This is a genomic window from Pseudomonas sp. 37 R 15 (genome assembly GCF_900004865.1).
Lineage (GTDB): Bacteria > Pseudomonadota > Gammaproteobacteria > Pseudomonadales > Pseudomonadaceae > Aquipseudomonas > Aquipseudomonas fluorescens_AM.
Map to the genome: position 1 here is coordinate 176,235 of NZ_CVTV01000051.1, position 18,854 is coordinate 195,088.

Consider the following 18,854-nt stretch of genomic DNA (forward strand, 5'->3'; position numbering starts at 1 on the left):
ACCGAAAACTGACCCAGTAGAGGCTGTTCTGCCGACTGAAAACTGACCCAGGTGTTCAACTGCTTCTGCTCACTTTTTGAGCAGGAGAACACAGGGTGATCAGCATGGAAATGTTGGGAAAAATCCGGCGGATGTACTTCCGCGACAAGCTCTCGCTGCATCAGATAGCCAAGCGTACCGGGCTGTCGAGAAACACCATCCGAAAATGGGTCAGAGCGCCCGAAGCCACTCAGCCAGCGTACCAACGGTGCGCAACCTTCAATAAGCTCAGCCCTTTTCACGAGACCCTGGAGCAGGCGCTCAAGGCCGATTCGTTCCGGCCAAGACACAACCGCAGGAGCGCCAAAGCGCTTTTCGAGCAGATCAAGGCCGAGGGTTACGACGGCGGCTACAGCCAGCTCACGGCGTTTGTCCGCTCTTGGCGAGGGGAGCAAGGCAAGTCTTTACGCGCTTTTGTACCGCTGACGTTTGCTCTCGGTGAGGCCTTTCAATTTGACTGGAGCGAAGAAGGTCTGCTGATCGGTGGTCTTTTTCGACGTGTCCAGGTCTCCCACATGAAGCTGTGCGCCAGCCGCGCATTCTGGTTGGTTGCGTACCCCAGCCAAGGCCACGAGATGCTATTTGATGCCCATACGCGCTCGTTTGGAGCGTTGGGTGGCGTGCCACGTCGCGGCATCTACGACAACATGAAAACGGCTGTCGACAAGGTCAACAAAGGTAAAGGCCGCACGGTCAACGCCCGGTTTTCCGTGATGTGCGCGCACTATCTGTTCGATCCGGACTTCTGCAACGTGGCCTCTGGCTGGGAGAAAGGCATCGTCGAAAAGAACGTGCAGGACAGCCGGAGGCGAATCTGGCTCGATGCTCAAAATTGCATGTTCCATACCTTTGAGGAGCTGAATGTCTGGCTCGGCCAACGTTGCCGGTCGCTCTGGAGCGAACTGGTGCATCCGCAGTACAACGGGCTGACGGTGGCCGAGGTCTTGGAGCTGGAGCAGGTCGAAATGATGCCAATGCCGACGGTATTTGATGGCTACGTCGAGCGTACCGTGCGGGTCTCCAGCACCTGTCTGATCAGCGTGGCGCGAAATCGCTATTCAGTGCCATGTGAGAGAGTCGGCCAGTGGGTCAGCAGCCGTTTGTACCCTTCGCGGATCGTGGTCATTGCCGACGAAACGGTGATCGCCAGTCACGAGCGCCTCTTTGATCGAGATCAGGTCAGTTTTGACTGGCAGCACTACATCCCACTCATCGAACGCAAGCCTGGTGCATTGCGCAACGGCGCGCCATTTGCTGATTTGCCAAAACCGTTACGGCTTCTCAAACGAGGACTGAGGCGTCACACCAACGGTGATCGAATCATGATGCAGGTACTGGCTGCTGTGCCAATTGCGGGTCTCGAACCAGTGCTGGTGGCGGTGGAGCTGGTACTTGAATCGGGAAGTCTGAGCGCCGATCACATCCTCAATGTCGTTGCCCGCCTGACCTCCACCACACCACCTCCCTGTGTAGAAACCAGCCTGCAACTCAAGGTCGCGCCTGTTGCCAATACGGCACGCTACGACCGGCTCCGTGCGACCGATGAGGAGAATCGCAATGCGTGACCTAATGACTGAACTCAAAGAACTTCGCCTGCACGGCATGGCCAGTGCTTGGGAAGAACTGGTCTCTCAAGGAACAGCGTCGACGGCTTCATCGAAATGGCTGCTGGAACATCTGCTTCAGCAGGAACATGCGGATCGCGCGGTACGCTCGGTGAATCATCAGATGAACATGGCAAAACTCCCCATGCACCGTGACTTAGCTGGCTTTGACTTCAGCGCTTCCAGCGCTGATGCCCGGCTGGTCAGCGATCTATCCAGCTTAGCGTTCACTGAAACCGCGCAGAATGTCGTGTTCATCGGCGGCCCTGGAACCGGGAAAACACACCTGGCCAGTGCCTTGGCTGTATCCGGAATCACGGCCCACAACAAACGCGTGCGCTTCTTTTCCACGGTGGATCTGGTGAATCTGCTGGAGCGTGAGAAGTACGATGGCAAGGCAGGGCGAATCGCCCAGGGACTGCTACGAACAGACCTGGTGATACTGGATGAGCTGGGGTATTTGCCCTTCAGTCAAAGCGGCGGTGCCCTGTTATTTCACCTGCTGTCCAAACTGTACGAACACACCAGCGTGGTCATCACCACCAACCTGAGCTTCTCGGAATGGTCGAGTGTGTTTGGCGACGCCAAGATGACCACCGCGTTGCTGGATCGGCTGACACACCACTGCCACATCGTCGAAACGGGCAACGAGTCCTACCGACTACAACACAGCACCTTGGCCGCGCAGACAAAGATCAAGTCACGGGAACGAAAGCGCAAGGACGGAGATGATGTCGAGGACGATGAGCCATTTTGATCCGCACCATAAATGCCCTGCCGCTTGCGGTGGGGCTTGATGGTCTTGAATCGGAACACTGCTGCTAAGCTTATCCACAATTGCTGGGGCAAAAATCAGCAATCCGTCCTGGGTCAATTTTCAATCGGCAGGGTGGGTCAGTTTTAAATCAGCGCCAACAGGCAGACTGCATCGATCAACCTTCAGCGTCTCTCGATTCTCCAATCGGCGACGACTCCTGGGCTATTGAAAGTTCATGATTTGATTTGTGATGCTGTAAGGACAGTGCCAGATGCTCAGCCTGTCTCTGATGCCATTGAAAAATACGTCGCTGAGGGGGCTGGTGAGATGTTGTCTAGTGCCATCCGCCAGATTCACCTGTGTGAGTTGCAATTGATGGAGATCCATCACTTACGCGGCGCTAGGGCTCCAGATTGGCTAATGTATGCCCTCATGCAAGCCGGTGGTGATGCTCGTTCAGAGATCGCTGCAAAGCTATACGAATTGCCAATCACGGAAAAGTCCTCACTGGCGGAAGTTCTCTGCATCGTAGATGCGAAGGAGGATTTCGCTTACACAATCGATGACAATGCGGCGCGCCAAACCTACTACAAGGAGTGCGCGCACGAATATCAGTCGGTCATTGATGCTGGAGTGCGTGATGAGCTGAAGATCGAGTTGCTTCATCATCGTGGTAAAGCCATGCGTCGCTCTGGCATGGTTGTCGAGGCGCTCGACTCATTTCAAGAGATTCTGGCTCACCGGCCGGAATGGCATGCTGCTCATGGCCAAATCGCTCATTTGGGTACTCAAAGAGAAGCTGACGCTCGAATGAAAGGCGCCGGCGAGGCTTCAATGGTTTGGCTGGTTGAAAGACTTCTCAGCGGCTCGTCAGCCGTCCCACTTCGTGTCTCACTCGCTGCGGTTGCTCGTTTGCGTTCGTATCCCAAAGTGCTTGCTGAGGTGTCTGCTGATCCTAGCAAAGTCAAGCAGGTGTCGGACGTGATTGCGATCGCGGCATTGGACGGGCTAGATCAGTTCTACGAAGCGTTCTTGGCATTCACCTCAAAGTTTGGATATGAGCATAGTGACGCCACTATCTCACTGGCAGATGCCATGCCAGAACTTCTGACTGTGCCGCCCGAGTCAATTGATCGTAAGCAATGGACGAGCGCGTGTGAGGCGCTTTCAAACACTGCGCAGTCTGCCAAGAGCGCCGACAAGTTAAAGTTAGCGAGTCGACTAAATGCGTCCGCAATGATTTTCGCGGACGCATTGGTCGACGCGGGAAGCTTGAACGCGTTCTCGGTAAGAGCTGTTATGAAAGCATTCCTAGCTGCCGACATGCCTGCTAGGGCCCTAGACGTCTGCGAAAAATTCGCGCCAGAAACGAAGGATCACTGGCTTCTCTATCGCAAGAGTCAAGCGTTGCTCGAACTAACAGAAGCGAGCTTGGCATTAGATGTCGCGCGTGAGGCGCTTGAGTCTGCCAAGCGAGATGAAAAGGCGGCAGGCCGAATCGCAAGCTATTACGAACTCATGAGCAAATGTGCTGAGGCGATCCCGGACATTTCCGCCGCCGTTGCGCATTGCAAAGAGGCGATTGAATCTGGTGCTGGTGATAAATACATGCAGCAACTTCAAGGGCGCCTTTCTAGGCTCACCGGTAACTGAATCTACACGATTGCTAGGAGTTTGAACTGTAACGGCTATAGCGGCTACCGCATGCGGGGTAGTCCGCTGTCGCGCTTGCTGGGCGATGACCTCTTGATGGATCTGTGCATCTATGTCTCCTTCAGGCGCCCCGTAAGCGAAGTAGCGTTTGAAATAACGGCTCGAACAGATTCTTCGCTCGTTACCCCACCTTCCTCCCAATCTCCCCCGTACATCATATTGCTGATTCGCGGAAAAAGAGGTTTCAAAAGTCGCTCTCGCACTTCGCCTCGCTCTTCTGAAGCAGACCCCGGCATTGCGGTTTCGAGGAGTCGATTAACGGCGGACGGAGATTGTTCCAAACCTCGCAAAGCTTCGCGGGGCTCCCCCTGTAAAAACAAATCTGCGTTGTCGCGAATTGCTGCATGGAGCTTCGGGTACAACACCCTCAGTCCTTCAACAAGCATGAACTCAGCGATGTTGACTTCCCCCTTGACGAGTGGAAGTGCAAACATAAGTGCGTTCGTGTACAGCTTTGCGACTCGTGGAGTTTCAAGCTTCGGCTCAAGTCCGTCTACAAAATGGCTAGTGAATACGTCGATCTGACGCTGGTTTTACGGCCGCTGTGATCGGGATCAGGCTGCCTGGAAGGTATTACCGGACTGGGCTTGGGCTGCACCACGAACCCATTTCTCCCGCGACCTCGTATGTAGTCATCCTTGTCATCATGAGCGGGGCGATTCCGGATTGTGCAACTGCTTGCCTGCTCCTCTGAAAGTGAACTGATCTACGTCAAGAGGGCTTGGGTCCGAGGCTTGAGGAGTTTTGCCGTCCGGGCATAGGGTAATTATCAAAGGGAGGACGTGTGGCCCTCCCTTATCAACACTCAAATCCCTGTCTCAGCGGTGTTCTGAACGTCATAGATCTTTTCAGAGAAGTGAGATTTCAGCCGGTGATCCAGTAGTGCTTTGAAAATATCAGGGCAGCTTTCTGGCGTAGGCTCGATTTTTCCGTCAGCTTGGAAGGGGATGTTTAGGCCAAAATTAGCGTGCTCGCGTCGCAGATTACCCATGAATCTTGCGTCGAGATAATGACCCTTCATCTTGATGGCCGACGCCCTACGAAGCTGCATTGCATTTGTCCCAACGTAGGCGCTCACCGCGTCGGTAGTTGTGAAAAGCGCTTGGAAATCAGCCTGAGCTAGGAGCTGAGTAAAGTCTTCCTGGTGGGCTGCCTTGTGGCTCAATATCGATTCAAAGCTGGGTTTGTGTTTGATGAATATGGTGTCTTCCAGCACCGCCATGTCGAAGTCCTTCGCGATGTGAAAGCTGGGCGCCTCATCAAGTTTCAGCGTTTTGGATTTGAAAAAGGTGTGAATGGCACCAGCTCGCTTCTTGGTCTTCCATGTGGAATCCGTCTTGCGCACGCAGTACAGATTGCCCTGAGCACTGGAGAATTTCACCACGTAGAATTCGGCGTTGGCCAGCTCTTCCATTTCGGAGATTCGCTTGGCAGGAGTCTGGTCATGCGACTCCGCGACGAACTTGGCTGCATGGGTTTCGTCCTGCGGAATTGTGAGCGCGCTCGATTGATTGTTTTCAGCGAGCAACCCGTATTCAAGCGTTTCAGTGAGCGCCGCTTTGAAGGCCGCTGCCGTCGACTTCAATGCCAGTTTGAGCCCATTATCCAGGCTTACCCATTTACCCGTGTATTTGGGCTCTGGTGGCGTGCCTTTTGTGTATCGCCTGAATATCCAGAAATTGACCGTTGCTTGTTCGAGATCAAAATCGTGTAGATCCTGTAGCACTGCCATGGCTAATCCCTTTTTACTATGACTTCTTGAATGAATTCGACGTCGATGGTGACCTTGGTGGCGGGCTTGAACTCAGTTTTGGCCAAGGCTTTATCTACGCGCTCAGTTGGGCTGTTCTGGTACGTGTATTTGATCTCGTACAGCTTCCAACCCAGGATGATCAGAATTGGATTGAGGACGACTTGACCGGTTTTGTAGGACAGCCAAAAGATCCACATCATGAATAGCGTAAAGCCCAACACTTTGGTCAATTGTGAGTATTCAAGACTCATGAACGAGACGATGTAGGGCACTACGTAGTTGATCAGGTCGGTTGGAATTTGTTTTGACTCAATGATAGTAATGCTCTGAGGCTCTTGCTTACACCAGATCACAAAGACGGTGGTTAGAAAGCAAGCTAGGCAGCAGAGTGCAAATCCAATCGAAAGGCCAGAATTGTTGAAAGGGAGCTCGCACTCCGACGACATCTGCCACAGCGTTGAGCAAAAAGGCCTACTGAAGAGGTCGACCTTCAAGTCCTGAACCAACAGGATGACGCTGAGCGGAAGGTAGGAGCCCAGGAAGATTGCTGCGGCGAATACTAGCCTGAGTTCCATTATGCATCCCTGCTAGATCGGTGCGAATTCATCCGTACCGTGGCGCGAAAATTATGGAAATCAGGATAACGGCGATCACGGGCTGCTGCTAGTAGCCTTAGCCGTCGGTCACTGGCAGCTGCTTATGGGCGATCGCTGCCCTTAGTAAAGGACAGCTTTGGGGCGGAAGTCGCCTTGGGTCATCGTATCGAAACGACTTTTTTATCTCGATTTTCTCTGATAGCTGATACAGACAGATTTCCGGTTGCCGCTTCCTGGATATGATTGCTCCACCAAGCCATCATCGGGCGTCGGCGCTCGATGTAGTCCGCTCGGTTATAGGCGCTCCGAACCTCGTCTTTATCGACGTGGGCAAGCGCTACCTCGATTAGCTCCGGCTCCCAGCCGTGTTCGTTGAGGATAGTACTGGCCATTGAGCGCATACCGTGGCTCACCAATCTACCGTCAAATCCCATACGTTTCAGAGCCATGTTTGCCGTCTGACTGTTGCAATGATCCCGTGGGTCTCTATCGGCTGGGAACACGTATTCTCTGTGGCCGCTGTAGGGCTTTATCGTCTCCAGCAGAGCGAGTGCGTGTTCGGTCAGCGGTATGACGTGTGCACGTCGCTTCTTCATACGCTCCGCTGGGATCGTCCAGATTTTCTTTTCTAGATCGATGTCAGCCCAAGATGTTGTAGCGGCTTCTGCTGGGCGAGTCATGGTGTGAAGTTGCCATTCGATCAGGCAGCGCGTTGTTCTTTTTATGCTCGCATTGGCAATGGCGACCATCAGTTCTGGCAATTCTTCAGGGCGGAGGGCTGCCATGTTCTGCTTTTTCGGCTTCTTGAAAACGGCCCGAATGCCGGTGAGTGGATTAGCAAAGATCATTCCCGAGTTCACGCCGTAGGTCATGATCTCGTTGAGTCGTTGGGTCAGTCGCTTCACTGTCTCCAGGCTACCTTTGGTTTCCAAAGGGCGCAGCAGTTCGATGACCCTCGGGGCATTGATCTGCGAGATGGGTGTTGTTCCCAGTGATGGGAAGACATGGAGTATGAGCGAGCGCCAGATGTCTTCGGCATAAGCTTGAGTCACAGAGTCCTTTTTCAGTTCAAACCAAGCAGACGCCACGTTCTCGAATGTGTGCTCGGTTGCCTGCCTTTTTGTTTGCTCCAACTCGCTACGTTGTTCTTTAGGGTCGATGCCCTGGGCGAGAAGCTCTCTGGCTTCGACCGTCTTCTTCCTGGCTTGCGCAAGTGAGAGCTCTGGGTAGGTGCCAAGACCCATGTTGATGCGATTTTTGGTAATCGGCTGTCGGTAGTTGAAGTTCCAGAGCGTAGAGCCATTGACCCTCACGCGCAGCTGTAAGCCGTCTCCATCACTGAGGACATAATCCTTGTCTTTTGGCTTTACCGCTTTTAGCTGGCGGTCAGAGAGGCGGGTGGCTTGGGCGCACATGAGGTATTCCATGACATCAATTGGTATTCCAAAAATTACCACTGAAGGCCTTGGAATACCATCTGGAATACCCGATGGCGTGGCTTGTTCCGGACGTCAATGGACGCTAATAGACCCTAAAGCCTTGATTTTGCTGGATTTAAGGCACAAAAAAAGACGTCCATGGACGTCTTTAGATGTAAATTTGGTGGAGCCGGGGGGATTTGAACCCCCGTCCGCCAGTACTCCGCTGTCGGTACTACATGCGTAGCCGTTTCTATTAAGTTAACCCTCAGCGACCCGAAGGGCAGGGTGCTTTGGGCGAGTTGTGTAAGTTTTAGCCGCTTCGTCCACAACGTACTGCACGGCGATTCTGTTCTATATGACAATCACTTTGGGTTTACAGACATCCCCTGGTGATTGCTGGACCCGAAGGTACCAGAAGCTCAGGGCTAAGGCTGCTTACGCAGCGAGAGCGAATTCCTGGCCGTAGTTTTCGTCATTGGCAACTATAAGAAGTTGCAACAGTGGATTTACGAGTTCTGTTACCAACTCGGCATGCACCTAAAGTTTCGCGACCGGCGTCGAATCCTAAACGGCCCCGTGCTTGTAACTCGTTGTTTCTAGTGAGTGACAAGCTTGTGCAGTGTACGCCAAACCTTCACGAAAGGCCAACCCGAAGGTCGGCCCTATCGCTTACTGACCGCCTTTTTCGCTGTTCTGCAGGTCTTGCAGGGCCTTGGAGGTGATTTCGATGCACTTCTTGTCATCACCTGCCGCATGGGCGGCCTTGGCTTGGGCGACGGCGGTGTCGATTTCGCCGCTTTTGCCACTGGTGTCGGTGGACAGCAGGGCTTTACCGTTGTTGATTTTGTCCAGGTTGATCTGGCACAGGTCTTTATCACCGGCCGCGAAAGCGGGGGATGCCAGCATCGCAGCGGTAATGAACAAGCCAGCAAGAGCGGAACGCTTCATAGGGTATCTCCTTGCGCAAAAGGGCTCGACGCTGCTGGCGTTAAGGGCCTGCCAGCGACATCACTGTTGAGCCTCGTTTGTCGAGGCCTATGCAGATGACTACACCGGCGCGCAGGGGTTCTGTTTTATTTTGCGGGCTTAATCGGCGCGGGCCTGGGTGACGCGGTCCACGAGGTACACCAGCCCGTGATAATCGATGCCGCCGTGCTGGCTCAGGCCGATCTCGCAGGTGCGGCTGGTGGAGATGCCTTCGCTGCAGTGTTGCACCGCGTCTTTGAGGGTGCGCAGTGAGTGGGCGTTGAGTTCCGGGGTGGTGAAGCCTTTGTCGCCGGCAAAGCCGCAGCAGTGAATGCCTTCGGGGATGATTACGGTCTTGGCGCAGCGTCGGGCGAGGTCGATCAGCGCCTGGCTTTCGCCGAGGTGCTGGGTGCTGCAGGTGACGTGGACGGCAATGGGCGCTTCCTGCGGCGTGAAGTCGAGGCGGTCCATGAGGTGGGTGCGGATGAAACGTACGGGGTCGTAGAGGTCCAGGCGTGTCTCGCCCAGGTCTTGCGTCAGGCGCAGGGTGCACGGGCTGGTGTCGCAATAGATCGGGTCGAGGCCGCCACGGCTGGCGTGGAGCAGGGCGCCGATCAGTTCCTGGCGCTTGTGTTCGGCCTGTTCGGCATAGCCTTTGGAGGCGAAGGGTTGGCCGCAGCACAGGTTGTCCTGGTGGTCGGGGAAGACAACCTGGTAACCGGCCTTTTCCAGCAGGCCACGGGTTTTGTCGTACAGCGACATTTGCTCTTTATCACCCGCCGCCGGGCCCATGGCGCGTGAGACGCACGCCGCCAGGTAGACCACCCGTGGTCGCTCGTCGGTGACGGCCGGGCTGAAGCGAATGGCTTTTTCCGGTTGTGGCATGGCGTTGGTCCACTGCGGGACTTGCCCCTTGGACAGCCGGGTGACGGTGGCCGATAACTTCGCCAGGCGCGGAGCACCCAGCAGCATGCGCGCGCCGTTGGCGACATGCAGGGTAAAACGCGCGCCTTGCAGCGCGGTTGAGAAATGGTTGGCGAGCCATTCGGCGGTTTTCGTACGGTCGGCGTCACGGCTGCGCAGCTTTTTCACCAGGTCGCCGGTATTGATGCCTACAGGGCAGCGTTGGGCGCAGAGCCCGGTCGCGGCGCAGGTGTCGATGCCTTGGTAGTGGTAGGCCGCTTCCAATTCGGTGGTGTCGACGCCGGCGCGCTGTTTGGCCTGGATGTCGCGCCAGATCACAATGCGCTGACGTGGGCTCAAGGTCAGGCCTTTCGACGGGCACACCGGCTCGCAGAACCCGCATTCGATGCACTTATCCACAAGCTCGTCGGCGGCGGGCAGGGGTTTGAGATGTTTGAGGTGAATCTGCGGATCTTCGCTGAGCACCACGTCCGGGTTGAGGATGCCGTTAGGGTCGAGCAGGCGCTTGAGCTGCCACATCAGTTGATAGGCATCGCTGCCCCATTCCAGTTCGACAAACGGCGCCATATTGCGACCGGTGCCGTGTTCGGCTTTCAACGATCCACCGAATTCAACCGCGACCAGGTGTGCAACGTCGTCCATGAACGCCTGATAGCGTGCGATTTCTTCCGTGCTGTTGAAGCCTTGAGTGAAGACGAAATGCAGATTGCCTTCCAGGGCATGTCCGAAAAGGATGGCTTCGTCGTAGTGGTGTTTGTCGAACAGTTCGATCAAGCGGTTGACGCCAAGCGCCAGTTGTTCGACCGGAAAGGTAACGTCTTCGATGATCACGGTAGTGCCGGTTTTGCGTACGGCGCCCACGGCGGGGAAGGTGTCCTTGCGAATCGCCCAGAGCCGGGCGTTTTCCAGTGGGTCTTCGGTGAAGTCGACCTGCTTCTCCACCGGAAAAGAGACGAGTGAGGCCATGATCAACGCCAGTTGTTCATGCAGTAACGAGGAAGTGGCGGCGCGGGATTCGATCAGCAGCGCGCAGGCATTGTCCGATAGTTGCTGTACGAACGCTGGCATACCCGGTTTGTTCTCTACCGAGCGCAGGCTGCGCCGGTCCAGCAGCTCAACTGCCGAGACTGGCTGAGTCTTCAGCACGGTGACCGCGTTGCAGCAGGTCTCCACATCCGGGAATACGATGAGTGCCGAGGCCTTGTGCGGGTGATCGATCACCGTGTCGTAGGTCACGGCGCTGATAAATCCCAGCGTGCCCTCGGACCCCACCAGTAAATGGCTGAGGATATCCAGCGGGTCATCAAAATCCACCAGAGCATTCAGCGACAGGCCGGTGGTATTTTTCAGACGGTATTTGTGGCGGATTTTTGCCGCCAGTTCGGCGTTTGCCCGCGTCTCGCGGCCCAGTGTGGCCAGGCGTTCAAGCAGTGCGCCATGGGTGTGGCGGAAGGCCTGGACGCTGGCGGGATCTTCGGTGTCCAGGCGGCTGCCATCGGCCAGGACCAGACGAATGCCTGCCAAGGTGTGGTAGGTATTTTGCGCCGTACCGCAGCACATGCCACTGGCGTTGTTGGCGACGATGCCGCCGATCTTGCAGGCGTTGATCGATGCCGGGTCCGGCCCGATCTTGCGCCCGAATGGCGCCAGCCAGGCGTTGGCCTGAGCGCCGATGACGCCGGGCTGCAGGCGGATCTGCAGGCCTTGCGCGCGAATTTCGCGACCATTCCACTGATCGCCCAGCACGATCAGCACCGAATCGCTGATGGCCTGGCCGGACAAGCTGGTGCCCGCTGCGCGGAAGGTCACGGCGACGCGGTCGCGCTGGGCCAGTTGCAGCAGCGTGACGACTTCGTCTTCCGACTCGACGCGTATCACCAGCTGTGGGATCAATCGGTAAAAGCTGGCGTCGGTGCCGAAGGCGAGGGTGGAAAGTGGATCGTCAAAACGACGATCCTTCGGGGTCAGTTGTGCGACGTCGCTCAGGAATGCGGCAGGCAGGCTCATCGGTCCTCCAGAAATAGCTGACGCCGGAACCGTTGTCCGGCGTCGATTCTTACCCTATTGCGTGCAGGTCTCAGTGCACCAGCATACCGGTGAACCAATACGCCTGTGCCAAGGTGATCAGCCCGACGATCGTGGCAAAGAACAGGCTGTGTTTAAGGGTGAAGCGGAACAGGTCGGATTCCTTGCCCACCAGGCCGGTCGCCGCACAGGCCACGGCGATGGATTGCGGCGAAATCATTTTGCCGGTCACGCCGCCACTGGTATTCGCCGCCACCAGCAAGGTGTCGTTGACGCCGATCTGGTGGGCGGTGGTGGCTTGCAACGAGCTGAACAGTGCATTGGATGACGTGTCCGAGCCTGTCAGGAACACACCAAGCCAGCCGAGGAACGGTGAGAAAAACGGGAAGGCCGCGCCGGTGCCCGCCAGGACCAGGGCCATGGTCGAGGACATGCCCGAATAGTTGGTAACAAAGGCGAAGGCCAACACCATGCCAATGGACAGGATCGGCCAGCGCAGCTCATAAAAGGTTTCTTTTAAAGTGGTAAGACCAGTTTTAATGTCTATTTTCAGTACGGCCATCGAGATCAGCGCAGAGAAGAAAATCGCGGTGCCGGTTGCTGAAATCGGGTCCAGCTTGAATACCGCCGGTATGGCGGTGGGGTTGATGACGATTGGGGCGACTTTGATCACCAGTTGGTCCAGATGCGGAATCGCAAAGTTGAACACCCAGCTGTACATCGAGCCGCCGGCGGCAAACATCGCCTTGAAGGGTTTGAGGGTCCAGATGGTGACCAGCACGGTGAGTATCAGGAAGGGCGACCATGCCTTGAAAATCTGCCCCAGGCTGTACGGAGAAACAAGGGTGTTGCGGGGCAAGCCGAAGCCGCCGGCGCTGGCGGTAACCGCCGTGCTCGAGGTGGCGCCGGCGATCTGCGCGCCGGCGCTGCGCTTGGGTTGCCAGACTTTGAGGAATAAGGTCAGGGCGATCAGGCTGGCCAGTGCCGAGGTGATGTCGGGCAGCTCCGGGCCGATGAAATTGGAGGTGAAGTACTGAGTGACGGCAAAGCTCAGGCCGGCCACCAGGGCTGCGGGCCAGGTTTCGCGAACACCGCGCAGGCCGTCCATCATGAACACCAGCCAGAACGGCACGAACAGTGACAGCAGGGGCAGTTGGCGCCCGGTCATGGCGCCGATCTTGAAGGCGTCGATGCCGGTGACCTGGCCCGCCACGATGATCGGGATGCCCAGCGCACCAAAGGCGACCGGGGCGGTGTTGGCAATCAGGCACAGGCCGGCGGCGTAGAGCGGGTTGAAACCCAGGCCGACCAGCAGCGCGGCGGTGATTGCCACGGGGGCACCGAAACCGGCCGCCCCTTCGAGGAAGGCGCCGAAGCAGAAGCCGATCAGCAATACCTGCAAGCGCTGGTCGTCGGTAATCGACAGGACCGAGCTGCGGATAACCTCGAACTGACCACTCTTGACCGTCAACTTGTAGAGAAATACCGCCGCCACGATGATCCACGCAATCGGCCACAAGCCATAGGCGAAGCCGTAGCCGGCGGCCGCCAGGGCCATGTCCACCGGCATCTGGAAGGCGAAAATGGCCACCAGGATCGACAGCGCGAGGGTGATGCTGCCGGCCACGTGCCCCTTCAGGCGGAATACAGCCAGGGCCAGGAAGAAAAATACGATGGGGATAACGGCGGCCAGTGCGGATACACCGAGACTGCCGAGAGGGCTGTAGAGCTGTTGCCAGGTTTGCATGTGGGGTGGCCCCTGATTGTTGTTGTTTGTATGTCTTGGGTAATTGGTAATACCAATTCACCGTCGCTGTGGGCTAGATTAAGAGGCTTGGCAGGGGTGTGTCAATTTGCCGCCCACAAAACTTTGGTCGTACGGGTGGGTGTGCAGCGTTCTGATCGGGATAATCCGAGGCGTTCTGATAGGTGCCGGGAGCGCGGCGATAGGCCAGAATAGAGAGCCCGGCGCGTGGTCGGGATGGTGGAGAGCGGGTTATGGGGTTTGATCAGGTGCGTCAGCGCCGTTTGTCTGACGATATTGTCGAGCAGCTCGAGGGCATGATCCTTGAGGGCACGCTGAAGTCGGGCGAGCGCTTGCCGGCCGAGCGCGCATTGGCGGAACGATTTGGTGTGTCGCGTCCGTCGCTGCGAGAAGCGATCCAGAAGCTGGCGGCCAAAGGGTTGTTGGTCAGTCGTCAGGGCGGCGGCAACTATGTGGTGGAATCCCTGGGCTCAACCTTCAGTGACCCTTTGTTGCATCTGCTGGAAAACAATCCTGAAGCGCAGCGAGACCTGCTGGAGTTTCGCCAGACGCTTGAGGCTTCCTGTGCTTATTACGCGGCATTGCGTGCAACGGAAGTGGACCGTGAGCGGCTGACCGCGGCGTTTGAGGCCTTGCAGGATTGCTATTCGCGGGCCGATGAGGTGAGTCGAGTGGAGGAGGGGGCGGCAGATGCGCGGTTTCACCTGGCCATTGCCGAAGCCAGCCATAACGCCGTGCTGCTGCACACCATTCGCGGGCTATTCGATCTGCTCAAGCGTAACGTGGTGACCAACATTGGCGGCATGTATCAACAGCGCACCGAGACCCGCGACATGCTGATCAGCCAGCATCGCGATCTGTACTTGGCAATTATTGAAGGGCGGGCCGAGCAGGCGCGGGAGATTTCAACGCGTCACCTGCTGTATGTGCAGGAAGTGCTGGAGGAGGTTCGTCAGGAGGTTCAGCGCGTAGCTCGGGCGCAGCGACGTAAGGGCATGTAGCCTCGGGCGAGTCGCCCGAAGCTGCATCGTCACAAGCTTAGTCTTCCTTGCCCTTGTTGCGCACCGCGCGATGCAATTCGCGATTGGAGTCGCGCTCGCGTTCGGTATCGCGTTTGTCGTATTCCTTCTTGCCCTTGCCCAGCGCGATTTCGCACTTGACCAGGTGCTTGCTCCAGTACCAGGACAAGCAGATGCAGGCGTAGCCTTTCTGTTGCACTGCCGCAGCGAGTTTTTCCAGCTCGCGGGCATTGAGCAGCAGCTTGCGCGTGCGCACCGGGTCGGCAATCACGTGCGTGCTCGCGGTGGTCAGCGGGGTGATATGACTGCCAAGCAGCCACGCCTCGCCATCCTTGAGCAGCACATAGCTGTCGACCAGCTGCAGCTTGCTGGCACGCAGACTTTTTACTTCCCAGCCGGCCAGGACCAGACCAGCCTCGAACCGATGTTCGATGAAGTAATCGTGTCGCGCCTTTTTATTTTGCGCGATGGTCCCTGTGGGGTGTTTCTTTTGTTTAGCCATAGGGGCGGCATTATAGGGAGTTGCGAGCGTGTCGGCTACGGTCAACCTGCGTGCTTGAGCGTGTTGGACGAATCCCGGACAATGCGGTCAGTTCTTTGGTTTTTTTCTCTCGCGGATCTGGCTGTTGTTTCGCGATGTTTGCCCGCTCAGCTGTGGAAATAACACTCACATGACGACGCATATTCAACGTTCGGCCCTGCTGCCATATCCCGCACAGGCGCTCTATGACCTGGTCAACGACGTGGCGCGTTACCCGGAATTCCTGCCGTGGTGCTCCACTGCCGAGGTTTTGGAGAGCGGTGACGCATACATGGTTGCCAGCGTCGGCGTAGCCAAGGGTGGGCTTAGCCAGCATTTTGTTACCCGCAATGTGCTGGTGCCTGGGCAATCCATCGAAATGAATCTGCAGGAAGGGCCGTTCACCCAGTTGCATGGGGTATGGGTATTCAAGGCGCTGACGGACAAGGCCTGCAAGATCAGCCTGGACCTGTCGTTCGATTACGCAGGGCCGATTATTCGCGCGACATTGGGGCCTTTGTTCAATCAGGCGGCGAATACGCTGGTGGACGCGTTCTGTCAGCGGGCCAAGCAACTGCATGGTTGACATTGAAGTGGTGCATGCCGCTGTTGATCGCCAGGTTTTATTGCAGGTGAAGGTTCCGGCGGGCACGAGCCTGAGGGCAGCGGTGCGGATGTCGGGGATCGCCGAGCAATTTGCGCAGTTGGCGCTGGCTGAATGCCCGTTGGGGATTTTCGGAAAGGTGGTTGCTGACGCGGATGTGCGTGTCGTGCAGCCAGGTGATCGAATTGAAATCTACCGGCCGTTGCTGGCAGATCCCAAGGAAGTACGCAGGCAGCGTGCGGCCAGGGCGGCGAAGAACAGGCCGCAAGGCTCATAAAACCGTCAGACAACAAAAAGCCCGGCATGCCGGGCTTTTTGTTGAGTGTCGCTTTGTTACTGCGGGCTGGTGTCCAGAGGCTGTGGCGTCGGGACTGGCACGGTTTCCACGCCATCGACGTCCTTCTGGATCTGGTCCAGCAAGGAGCCTGGCTTGGCCGGCACCTCGGATTTCGGCTTCTCGGCTTCCTGTGCAGGGGCGGTCACGCTGGTACCGCTGTCCTTGCCCAACAGCGCTTCATCGCGGCTTACGCCAGGCATGAAGTCGCCGGAAAGGCTGACAAGCTGGTCATTGCCATTGAAAATGACACTGACGCGCTCCTGCTGGCGCTCACCGCCGCCAGGCTGGAGGCTGTAGAGGTAATCCCAGCGATCGGCATGGAAAGTGTCGGTCAGCAGGGGATTGCCCATGATAAACCTTACTTGCCGTCGGGTCATTCCCGGGCGTAACTGGTCTATCATGTCCTGCGTGACGACATTGCCCTGCTGGATGTCGATTTTGTAAACCCCGGGGAATGAACAACCGGCGAGTGCGAGCAGTCCCACAAAGGTGAAACTGGTTAGCAAGAGCTTGGTGTTTTGCATCGGTGGGCGACTTCCACTATCTTGGCTGGGACAACGTAAACGCCGATCATACCCGTATTATGAGAAGCTGCGAAGCAGCATCCGCGAGAAAGCTAACCATGGTTGAAAATAGCGAACTACGCAAAGCCGGTCTCAAAGTGACTCTGCCCCGAGTCAAGATTCTACAAATGCTCGATTCTGCTGAGCAGCGCCACATGAGTGCCGAGGACGTTTACAAGGCGCTGATGGAGGCTAATGAAGACGTCGGCCTGGCCACGGTTTACCGTGTCCTGACCCAGTTTGAAGCCGCAGAGCTGGTGGTTCGTCATAATTTCGACGGCGGTCATGCAGTGTTTGAATTGGCCGACGGTGGGCACCACGACCATATGGTTGACCTGGATACCAATGAGGTTATCGAGTTCACCAGCCCTGAGATCGAAGCGCTGCAGCATAAGATCGCTGAGGAGCATGGCTTCGATTTGGTCGACCATAATCTGGTGCTGTACATCCGTAAGAAAAAGTAAAAATCGACGCAGATTTGCTCTGCGAAACGATTGAAGGCGACCCTAGGGTCGCCTTCGTGCTTTATATAAGAAGGAAAATGCTCGCTTCAAGCCTTCGCCGCTACGACCATCTTCTTCGCATGCGCCAGGGACTCCTTGGTCAAATCAATACCGCCGAGCATCCGCGCCACTTCCTCCACGCGCTCCGACTTGTTCAGCTTGGACACGGCCGTGCGCGTCGCTTCGCTGCCTCGCACCTTGTGCACGAACAAGTGCTGATGCCCTTGGGCCGCCACTTGCGGTAAGTGGGTCACCGTAAGCACCTGGCCCCGATCGCCCAGGCGTCGCAACAACTGGCCAACAATCTCGGCAGTCGGCCCGCCAATGCCTACGTCCACCTCATCGAATACCAGGGTCGGTACACGTGAGGTTTGCGCAGTGATGACCTGGATCGCCAGGCTGATCCGTGAAAGCTCGCCGCCGGAGGCGACTTTTGCCAGGGCCTTGAGCGGTTGCCCCGGGTTGGCGCTGACCAGCAACTCCACCTGTTCCAGTCCTTGGGGTTGCAGTTCATGGCTGGTATTGGCGTGCAACTGGATGGTGAAGCGGCCACCGGGCATGCCCAGCCGCTGGATTTCCTGCTCCACGGCATCGGCCAGGCGGGTGGCGGCTTGCTGGCGAAGGTCGCTCAGCTCGCGAGCTTTTTCCTGATAATGGCGGGCGAAGGAGGCGAGTTCTTCGCCGAGGCGCTCAATGGACTCGTCGTTCGCGTTCAAGGTTTCGATTTCATCCAGCAGCTTTTGCTGCATCGCCGCCACTTCGGTTGGCTGGATGCGATGTTTGCGCGCCAGGGTGTAGATAGTGTCCAGGCGCTCTTCTATTTCCTGCAGGCGCGCCGGGTCGGCATCGAAATGATCCAGGAAGCGGTTCAGCTCACCTACCGCCTCCTCTACCTGGATCTGCGCGCTGGTCAGCAGGGTAGTGGCCTCACTCAGTGAGCCGGAGGCGTTAGTCACGCTGGACAGGCGATTAAGGCTTGCCGTCAGTGCGTTGAGCACATTGCCGGAATCACTTTCGCTGCATTGCTCAATCACTTGGCGACAGATACCCAGCAGCGTCTCGGCGTTGGTCAGGTTTTTGTGTTCCTGTTCAAGCTGTTCCAGTTCGGTCTCGCCCAGGCCCAGGCTTTCAAGCTCTTCGAGTTGATAGCTGAGCAATTGGTGGCGAGCACGTTGCTCGTCGCCGGAGTTGGAAAGACGTTCCAGTTCCTGGCGTGTCTGGCGCCAGCGGTGGGCGGCCAGGTGAACCTGGCGAGCAAGGTCGGTGGCGCCGGCGTACTCGTCGAGCAGGCGGCGATGGGTGTCGGTTTTCAGTAGGGACTGGTGCTCATGCTGGCTGTGGATATCAATCAGCAGTTCACCCAGGGCTTTCAAGTCGCCAAGGGGGCAGGGCGTGCCGTTGATGTAACCGCGTGAGCGTCCTTCGGCGGTGATGACCCGGCGCAGAATGCACGGCCCTTCATTATTGAGGTCGCGCTCGGCCAGCCAGGCCTCCGCCTCGGGAATATCCGCCAGGTCGAAGGTGGCCAGGATGTCGGCCTTGTCGGCGCCGGGGCGTACCACGCCACTGTCGGCGCGGTCCCCGAGCGTCAGGCCCAGGGCGTCGAGCATGATCGACTTGCCGGCGCCGGTCTCGCCTGTGATTACGCTCATGCCGCGATCCAGTTCGAGATCCAGATGTTCAACGATGGCGTAGTTATGTACGGACAGGTGCACGAGCATGAAGGTCGCTCCCAGGCTTTAGGT

16 protein-coding genes and 1 other RNA gene are annotated in these 18,854 nt (G+C 57.0%); 7 read left to right on the forward strand and 10 right to left on the reverse strand.

What is annotated here, in order from left to right; all coding sequences use genetic code 11:
- Window positions 1-104 precede the first annotated feature (104 nt).
- The 3 genes from istA (at window position 105) to BFQ04_RS29380 (ending at window position 4,053) form a co-directional block, all read left to right on the forward strand.
- On the forward strand, window positions 105-1,604 hold the full coding sequence (gene istA / locus BFQ04_RS19180) for an IS21 family transposase (RefSeq protein ID WP_115129398.1): 1,500 nt from the start codon (window positions 105-107) through the stop codon (window positions 1,602-1,604).
- Window positions 1,597-2,400 carry an IS21-like element ISPsy20 family helper ATPase IstB gene (gene istB / locus BFQ04_RS19185; RefSeq protein ID WP_029241171.1) on the forward strand — a complete coding sequence of 268 codons (804 nt, stop codon included), beginning with the start codon at window positions 1,597-1,599 and terminating at the stop codon, window positions 2,398-2,400. The genes istA and istB overlap by 8 nt, the downstream gene beginning before the upstream one ends.
- A gap of 225 nt (window positions 2,401-2,625) precedes the next feature.
- Window positions 2,626-4,053, forward strand: coding sequence for a hypothetical protein (locus BFQ04_RS29380; protein ID WP_139111944.1), 1,428 nt, complete (start codon window positions 2,626-2,628; stop codon window positions 4,051-4,053).
- 865 nt (window positions 4,054-4,918) lie between these two features.
- On the opposite strand, the gene BFQ04_RS19200 is transcribed toward BFQ04_RS29380, so the two are convergent.
- The 7 genes from BFQ04_RS19200 to BFQ04_RS19230 form a co-directional block, all read right to left on the reverse strand.
- Window positions 4,919-5,845: a Kiwa anti-phage protein KwaB-like domain-containing protein gene (locus BFQ04_RS19200; protein WP_065952162.1), complete on the reverse strand. Its 927-nt coding sequence runs from the start codon at window positions 5,843-5,845 to the stop codon at window positions 4,919-4,921.
- Between the two features lie 2 nt (window positions 5,846-5,847).
- Complete coding sequence (locus BFQ04_RS19205; protein WP_065952163.1) at window positions 5,848-6,441, reverse strand: hypothetical protein; 594 nt, start codon at window positions 6,439-6,441, stop codon at window positions 5,848-5,850.
- Between the two features lie 179 nt (window positions 6,442-6,620).
- Window positions 6,621-7,877, reverse strand: coding sequence for an integrase domain-containing protein (locus BFQ04_RS19210; protein WP_065952164.1), 1,257 nt, complete (start codon window positions 7,875-7,877; stop codon window positions 6,621-6,623).
- Between the two features lie 185 nt (window positions 7,878-8,062).
- Window positions 8,063-8,459: a transfer-messenger RNA gene (gene ssrA / locus BFQ04_RS19215) on the reverse strand.
- A gap of 93 nt (window positions 8,460-8,552) precedes the next feature.
- Window positions 8,553-8,831, reverse strand: a complete 279-nt coding sequence (locus tag BFQ04_RS19220; protein ID WP_065883919.1) for a hypothetical protein — start codon at window positions 8,829-8,831, stop codon at window positions 8,553-8,555.
- 138 nt (window positions 8,832-8,969) lie between these two features.
- Entirely contained in the window at window positions 8,970-11,780 is a 2,811-nt protein-coding gene (locus BFQ04_RS19225; RefSeq protein WP_065952165.1) for an FAD-binding and (Fe-S)-binding domain-containing protein, read from the reverse strand.
- 70 nt (window positions 11,781-11,850) lie between these two features.
- Window positions 11,851-13,545, reverse strand: coding sequence for a lactate permease LctP family transporter (locus BFQ04_RS19230; protein ID WP_065952166.1), 1,695 nt, complete (start codon window positions 13,543-13,545; stop codon window positions 11,851-11,853).
- A 251-nt stretch (window positions 13,546-13,796) separates the two neighbouring features.
- Here BFQ04_RS19230 and BFQ04_RS19235 point away from each other — a divergent pair, with 251 nt between their 5' ends.
- Window positions 13,797-14,564 carry an FCD domain-containing protein gene (locus tag BFQ04_RS19235; protein WP_065952167.1) on the forward strand — a complete coding sequence of 256 codons (768 nt, stop codon included), beginning with the start codon at window positions 13,797-13,799 and terminating at the stop codon, window positions 14,562-14,564.
- 37 nt (window positions 14,565-14,601) lie between these two features.
- Here BFQ04_RS19235 and smpB read toward each other — a convergent pair whose 3' ends face one another.
- The gene (gene smpB, locus BFQ04_RS19240; protein ID WP_003235073.1) at window positions 14,602-15,084 is read right to left on the reverse strand and encodes an SsrA-binding protein SmpB; all 483 of its coding nucleotides are present in this window, start codon (window positions 15,082-15,084) and stop codon (window positions 14,602-14,604) included.
- Between the two features lie 169 nt (window positions 15,085-15,253).
- Here smpB and BFQ04_RS19245 point away from each other — a divergent pair, with 169 nt between their 5' ends.
- Both BFQ04_RS19245 and BFQ04_RS19250 read left to right on the forward strand, forming a co-directional pair.
- Window positions 15,254-15,688 carry a type II toxin-antitoxin system RatA family toxin gene (locus BFQ04_RS19245; protein WP_065952168.1) on the forward strand — a complete coding sequence of 145 codons (435 nt, stop codon included), beginning with the start codon at window positions 15,254-15,256 and terminating at the stop codon, window positions 15,686-15,688.
- The gene (locus BFQ04_RS19250) at window positions 15,681-15,983 is read left to right on the forward strand and encodes an RnfH family protein (RefSeq protein WP_065952169.1); all 303 of its coding nucleotides are present in this window, start codon (window positions 15,681-15,683) and stop codon (window positions 15,981-15,983) included. Before BFQ04_RS19245 ends, BFQ04_RS19250 begins: the two co-directional genes overlap by 8 nt.
- Before the next feature lie 56 nt (window positions 15,984-16,039).
- Here BFQ04_RS19250 and BFQ04_RS19255 read toward each other — a convergent pair whose 3' ends face one another.
- The gene (locus BFQ04_RS19255; RefSeq protein WP_057725005.1) at window positions 16,040-16,567 is read right to left on the reverse strand and encodes an outer membrane protein assembly factor BamE; all 528 of its coding nucleotides are present in this window, start codon (window positions 16,565-16,567) and stop codon (window positions 16,040-16,042) included.
- A gap of 98 nt (window positions 16,568-16,665) precedes the next feature.
- Here BFQ04_RS19255 and fur point away from each other — a divergent pair, with 98 nt between their 5' ends.
- Entirely contained in the window at window positions 16,666-17,070 is a 405-nt protein-coding gene (gene fur / locus BFQ04_RS19260) for a ferric iron uptake transcriptional regulator (RefSeq protein WP_065952170.1), read from the forward strand.
- A gap of 86 nt (window positions 17,071-17,156) precedes the next feature.
- On the opposite strand, the gene recN is transcribed toward fur, so the two are convergent.
- The gene (recN, locus tag BFQ04_RS19265) at window positions 17,157-18,830 is read right to left on the reverse strand and encodes a DNA repair protein RecN (protein WP_065952171.1); all 1,674 of its coding nucleotides are present in this window, start codon (window positions 18,828-18,830) and stop codon (window positions 17,157-17,159) included.
- Between the last annotated feature and the right edge of the window lie 24 nt (window positions 18,831-18,854).